Annotated in this window: 6 protein-coding genes; all 6 read left to right on the top strand. The window is 71.2% G+C overall.

Annotated features, from left to right (window positions below):
• The coding region (locus VK501_RS08320) for a molybdopterin-dependent oxidoreductase (RefSeq protein ID WP_324336540.1) at window positions 1-2,142 on the top strand (2,142 nt) is incomplete at its 5' end.
• Window positions 2,143-2,195: 53 nt separating this feature from the next.
• Window positions 2,196-3,179 carry an NADH-quinone oxidoreductase subunit NuoH gene (gene nuoH / locus VK501_RS08315; RefSeq protein WP_414641163.1) on the top strand — a complete coding sequence of 328 codons (984 nt, stop codon included), beginning with the start codon at window positions 2,196-2,198 and terminating at the stop codon, window positions 3,177-3,179.
• Window positions 3,179-3,715, top strand: coding sequence for an NADH-quinone oxidoreductase subunit NuoI (gene nuoI / locus VK501_RS08310; protein WP_324336536.1), 537 nt, complete (start codon window positions 3,179-3,181; stop codon window positions 3,713-3,715). Before nuoH ends, nuoI begins: the two co-directional genes overlap by 1 nt.
• A 23-nt stretch (window positions 3,716-3,738) precedes the next feature.
• Window positions 3,739-4,413 carry an NADH-quinone oxidoreductase subunit J gene (locus VK501_RS08305; protein ID WP_324336533.1) on the top strand — a complete coding sequence of 225 codons (675 nt, stop codon included), beginning with the start codon at window positions 3,739-3,741 and terminating at the stop codon, window positions 4,411-4,413.
• Window positions 4,413-4,712 (top strand): NADH-quinone oxidoreductase subunit NuoK, encoded by a 300-nt coding sequence (gene nuoK / locus VK501_RS08300; protein ID WP_324336531.1) that lies wholly within the window; start codon window positions 4,413-4,415, stop codon window positions 4,710-4,712. The genes VK501_RS08305 and nuoK overlap by 1 nt, the downstream gene beginning before the upstream one ends.
• Window positions 4,713-5,476: proton-conducting transporter membrane subunit (locus VK501_RS08295; RefSeq protein ID WP_324336529.1), on the top strand; the 764-nt coding region annotated here is incomplete at its 3' end.

Raw genomic sequence — 5,476 nt, 5'->3', positions numbered from 1 at the left:
CAGGACATCTCCTTCGGCTGGGGCGGCGGCCGCTCGCGCTTCGTCGAGCCCAAGCGCCACTTCGAGAAGCCGCTCGCGCTCTCGCCGCTGGTCGCGATCGACCGCGAGCGCTGCATCCTCTGCTACCGCTGCGTGCGCTTCTCGCAGGAGGTCAGCGAGGACTACCAGCTGGTCTTCCAGGAGCGCGGCGCGCACACCTTCGTCGGCACGTTCGACGGCCACCCCTACGTGGCGCCGTTCAGCGGCAACATCATCGAGCTCTGCCCGGTGGGCGCGCTGACCTCCCAGCCCTACCGGTTCCGCGCGCGCCCGTGGGACATCGAGGGCGCCGGCGGCGTCTGCACGCTCTGCCCCGCACAGTGCAACGTGACCTTCACCGTCCGCGACGAGCGCGTCCTGCGCGTGCTCGGCCGCGACCACACCGAGGTCGACGACGGCTGGCTCTGCGACAAGGGCCGCTTCGCCTACCAGGCGATCCACGTCGACGAGCGGATCACGCGCCCGATGGTCCGCGACGGCGGCGAGCTGCGCCCCGTCTCCTGGGAGCGCGCCCTCGACGAGGCCGCAGCCGGCCTGCGCCGCGCGGCCGGGCGGGTCGGCGTCCTCGCCGGCGGCGGGACCACCAACGAGGAGGGCTTCCTCCTCCAGCGCCTGGCGCGCGAGGTGCTCGGCACCAACGACCTCGACTCGCGCACCTACGAAGAGCTCGGCCGCGACGACCTGCTGGCGCTGCACGATCCCGCGCTGCAGGCGACCGTCCCGGACCTCGAGTTCGCCCACACCGTCCTCGTCCTCGGCGTCGAGCCCGTCGACGACATGCCGATCGTCGACCTGCGCATCCGCAAGGGGGTGCGCCGCCACCGCGTCAACCTCGCGGTCGCCACCAGCCGCCCGTCCTCGCTCGACGCCAACGCCAAGCAGGTCGTGCGCTTCGCGCCGGGCGACGAGCCGCGCGCCGCGGCGCTCATCGCGGGCGCCCTACGGGGCGGAGAGGGGGAGGGTGGGGACAGTGTCCTCGCCGACCTCGTCGCGCTGCTGCGCGACGGCGGCGAGGACGTCGTCGTCCTCTACGGCGAACGCGTCCTGGCCGATCCGGCCGGCGCCGCCGCGCTCGTCGCCCTCGCCGACGCGCTGAACCTGCGCGGCCGCGACGGCGCGGGCCTGCTCGGCGTTCCCGCGGCCGCCAACGCCCGCGGCCTCCGCGAGGCCGGCGTCCTGCCCTTCGCCGGTCCGGGCCTGGCCCCCGCGGCCCCGGGCCGCACCGCCGCCGAGATGGCCGTCGCCGGCGCCGCCGGCGAGCTGGCCGCGCTGTGGTTCGTGGACGTCGACCCGGTCGACACCCACCCGCACCGCACCGCCTGGGAGGCCGCCATGGAGCGCGCCTCGACGGTGATCGCCCACGCCGGCTACCTCACCGCGGGCGTCCGCGAGCACGCCAACGTCGTCTTCCCCGCCGAGTCGCACGCCGAGCACGAGGGCACCGTGGTGCACCCCGACGGCCGGCTGCAGCGCCTGCGCCAGGCGATCGCCCGCCAGGGCGAGACGCGCGCGGGCTGGTGGGTCCTGGCCGAGCTGAGCAAGCGGCTCGGCGCCGACCTCGGCCTGCACACCAGCTCGCAGGCCTCGCAGCAGCTCTTCTCCGCCGTCCCGTTCTACGCGGGCCTGACGCTCGACGCCATCGGCGGCAAGGGCCATCGCTGGCCCGGCACCGACGCCGCGGCCGCCTGGACGGCCGCCGGCGACGCGGCCCCGGCGCTGAGCACGCTGAACACGCCCCCGCCCGGGGTGGGTGGGGCCGAATCCAACGGCCGCCTGCGGCTGGGCACCTACCGCTCGATCTGGGCCGGCCCCGAGGTCGCGGCCTCGCCGGCGCTGAAGTTCCTGAGGGCCCGGCCGCGCGTCGAGCTGTCGCCCACCGACGCCAAGCGCCTCGCGCTCTTCGACGGCGACAGGGTCGTCGTCGGCGCCCGCGGCGAGGCCGTCGTGGACGCCGTCGTGCGCCTGCGCGCGGCGGTGCCGCCCGGCTCCGCCTTCCTCGAGGGCAACGGCGTCGACGGCCCGCTGGTCGAGATCCGCAAGGATCCCGCCCCGGAGCCCGCCGCCGAGCCCGTCGTCGTGACGTCCACCGCCGTGAACCCGTAGTCGAAGGGCCGCACTTGATCCTCGCGAACGTCACCTACTTCGAGCCCTGGTGGATGCAGATCGCCAAGGCGATCGCCATCTTCGCCGTCGGCCTGCAGCTCGTCCCCGTCGCGCTCATGGCCGACCGCAAGGTCATGGCCCGGATGCAGAACCGCTACGGGCCCAACCGCGTCGGGCCGTTCGGCGCCCTGACGCCGATCGCCGACATCGGCAAGCTGCTGTTCAAGCAGCAGTTCCGCCCGCGGACCTCGATCGGCTGGCTGTTCGCCGTCGCGCCGCTGATCTCGATCGTGACCGCCGTCGCCGCCCTCGCGATCATCCCGTTCGGCGACGTGCAGGACATCTTCGGCACGAAGACCGGCCTGTACGGCGTCGACTCCTCGGTCGGCCCGCTCTACTTCTTCGCCTTCGGCTCGATCGCGTTCTACGGGATCATGCTCGGCGGCTGGGCCTCGGGCTCCAAGTACTCGTTCCTGGGCTCGATGCGCGCCGCGGCGCAGCTCATCTCCTACGAAGTGGCCCAGGGCCTGGCGCTGGTGGGCGTGGTCATCACCGCCCAGTCGCTGTCGCTGGTCGACATCGTCAAGGGCCAGGAAGGGATGTGGTACATCATCCCGCAGTTCGTCGGCTTCCTGATCTTCCTGGTGGCGTCGTTCGCCGAGACCAACCGCCCGCCCTTCGACCTGGTCGAGGCCGACGGCGAGCTGGTCGGCGGCTACAACACCGAGTACGGCGGCGGCCGCTTCGCCACGTACTACTTCGCCGAGTACCTCAACATGATCCTCGCCTCGTTCATGATGGTGACGATCTTCCTCGGCGGCTGGTGGCTGCCGTTCGGGATCGACGCGCCGGGCTGGGTCGACCCGTTCGTCGTGATCGGCAAGTCGCTGTTCTTGATCTTCGTCTTCGTCTGGGCCCGCGCGACGTTCCCGCGCCTGCGCTACGACCAGCTCATGTCCCTGGGGTGGAAGGCGCTGCTGCCGCTCGCCACCCTCAACGTCCTCGTAACCGCGATCATCGTGGTGGTAACTGACTGATGACTCCCTGGCCTCCCTCCGCTGAGGAGATCCATGTCGTCCAAGGCCCAGACCACCTGGGCGGCGCCGGCAGCTTCTACCGCGCCTTCGGCGAGACGCTGCGTGGTCTGAAGACCACGCTGCGCCAGTCCGTCGCGCCCGTCTCGGTCGTCGCGTACCCCGAGGAGAAGATCCCGGTCTACCCGCGCTTCCGCGGGCGCCACCGGCTGCACAAGTTCGAGGACGGCCTGGAGAAGTGCGTCGGCTGCTCGCTGTGCGCCGCGGCCTGCCCGGCGGACTGCATCCGCGTCGTCGCCGCCGAGAACACGGCCGACAACCGGGTCTCCGCGGGCGAGCGCTACGCCGCGGTCTACGAGATCAACCTCAGCCGCTGCATCTTCTGCGGCTACTGCGAGGTCGCGTGCCCGTTCGACGCGATCACGATGGGCAACGACTTCGAGATGAGCGACTACGACCGGTCCGATCTCATCTTCACCAAGGAGATGCTGCTGGCCGAGCCCTTCGAGCGCACGCCGTTGCGCAACGAGGGCGAGTAGCCTCCGGCGCCGCCTACGGTCCTATGGCTCCAGTCTTCTTCTTCATCGCGAGCATCGCCGCGATCGCCGGCGCGATCGGCGTCGCCACGCTGCGCAACCCCTTCTACTCCGTCCTCGCCCTGGTCTCGCACCTGGTGGCGCTGGCCGCGCTGTTCCTGCTGCTACGCGCGGAGTTCATCGCCGCCGCGCAGGTCGTCGTCTACGCGGGCGCCGTCATGGTGCTCTACGTCTTCGTGGTGGCCTACGTCGGCGGCCAGGCCGAGCCGGTCCGCCCCGCGGGCGGCCCCGGCCTGAGGATCGGCAGCATCCTCTTCTCCGGCGCGCTGGCGGTCGAGCTGCTGATCGCGGTCCTCGGCAGCGGCCTGAAGGCCATCGACTCCCAGGGCGCGCCCTACTCGCCCGGCTTCGGGACGCCCGCCTCGATCGGCGAGCTGCTGCTGACCCGCTTCCTCTTCCCGTTCGAGGCCGCGTCGATCCTGCTGCTGATGGCCGCCGTCGGCGCCGTCGTGCTCGCCCGCCGCCGTGGCGGCCTGGAGGGCGCTGACGAGGTCGAGGTCGCCCGCATCGACGTCCGCCTGCCCGAGGGCACCGGCTCGATGAAGGAGGGCGTCGGCGACATCAACCCGACCGGCCACATCGACCCGCACGCGCTACTCACCCCCGCTGCGGGCCAGCCGACCCCCGAGGAGCGCCGCTGATGGCCATCGGCTGGTACCTGACGGTCTCCGTCCTGGTCTTCTGCATCGGCGCCGCCGGCGTCATGACGCGGCGCAACCCGCTGGTCATCCTCCTGTGCCTCGAGCTCATGCTCAACGCGGCCAACCTGGCGCTCATCGCGTTCAGCCGCATGTGGGGCAACGGCGACGGCCAGATCTTCGCGATCATCGTGATGGTCGTCGCGGCGTGCGAGGTCACGATCGGCCTCGGCGTCGTGGTCGCCATGTTCCGCCGGCGCGTGCCGATCGACGTCGACGAGCTCCGGGAGCTTCACGGGTAGATGAGTCCTACGACCGCCGCATGGCTGGCTCTGGCCTGCCCTCTTGCGGGAACCATCGTCAACGCGCTGGGCTTCCGGCTCTGGCGCGGCAGGATCCCGGGCCTCATCGGCACCGTCGCCCTCGCGGCGTCCTTCGTCTTCACGGTCATCGCGTGCGTGCAGCTGCAGGGCAACGACGCGCACCACCGTCAGCTCGTGTCGGTGTTGTACGACTACGCCGTCACCGGCACGATCGACGCCAGGGTGTCGATCCTGATCGACCCGCTGAGCATCCTGATGATGCTGGTCGTCACCGGCGTCTCGACGCTCATCCACCTGTACTCGTACGCCTACATGAGCGGCGACCGCGGGTACACGCGCTTCTTCTCGTACCTGAACTTCTTCGTCTTCTCGATGCTCGTGCTCGTGATGGCGGCGAACTTCTTCCTGCTCATCGTGGGCTGGGCCTTCGTCGGCGCGGCGTCCTACCTGCTGATCTCCTTCTGGTACCGCCGCGAGACGGCGACGAAGGCCGGCATCAAGGCGTTCGTCATCAACGTGGTCGGCGACATCGGCCTGACGCTCGGCACGTTCTTCATCCTCAAACACTCGGGCACCCTGGACTTCCTGGGCACCTTCGAGCAGGCCAAGGAGATCGGCGCCACCGCCCACGGCGACCTGACCGCCGGCCTGATCCTGCTGCTCGTCGGCGCGTTCGCCAAGTCCGCGCAGATCCCGCTGCACACATGGCTCCCGGACGCGATGGAGGGCCCGACCCCGGTCTC

This window comes from Baekduia sp. (assembly GCF_035318805.1).
Taxonomy (GTDB): Bacteria; Actinomycetota; Thermoleophilia; order Solirubrobacterales; family Solirubrobacteraceae; genus Baekduia.
The sequence above is the reverse complement of the archived record's forward strand: the minus strand, read 5'-3'. Positions and strand labels throughout refer to the sequence as shown.

What these genes read in the sequence shown, in the direction of transcription:
- nuoI (WP_324336536.1), top strand. Translation starts at nt 3,179, where the DNA reads ATGACTCCCTGGCCTCCCTCCGCTGAGGAGATCCATGTCGTCCAAGGC.
- VK501_RS08305 (WP_324336533.1), top strand. Translation starts at nt 3,739, where the DNA reads ATGGCTCCAGTCTTCTTCTTCATCGCGAGCATCGCCGCGATCGCCGGC.
- nuoK (WP_324336531.1), top strand. Translation starts at nt 4,413, where the DNA reads ATGGCCATCGGCTGGTACCTGACGGTCTCCGTCCTGGTCTTCTGCATC.
- nuoH (WP_414641163.1), top strand. Translation starts at nt 2,196, where the DNA reads ATGCAGATCGCCAAGGCGATCGCCATCTTCGCCGTCGGCCTGCAGCTC.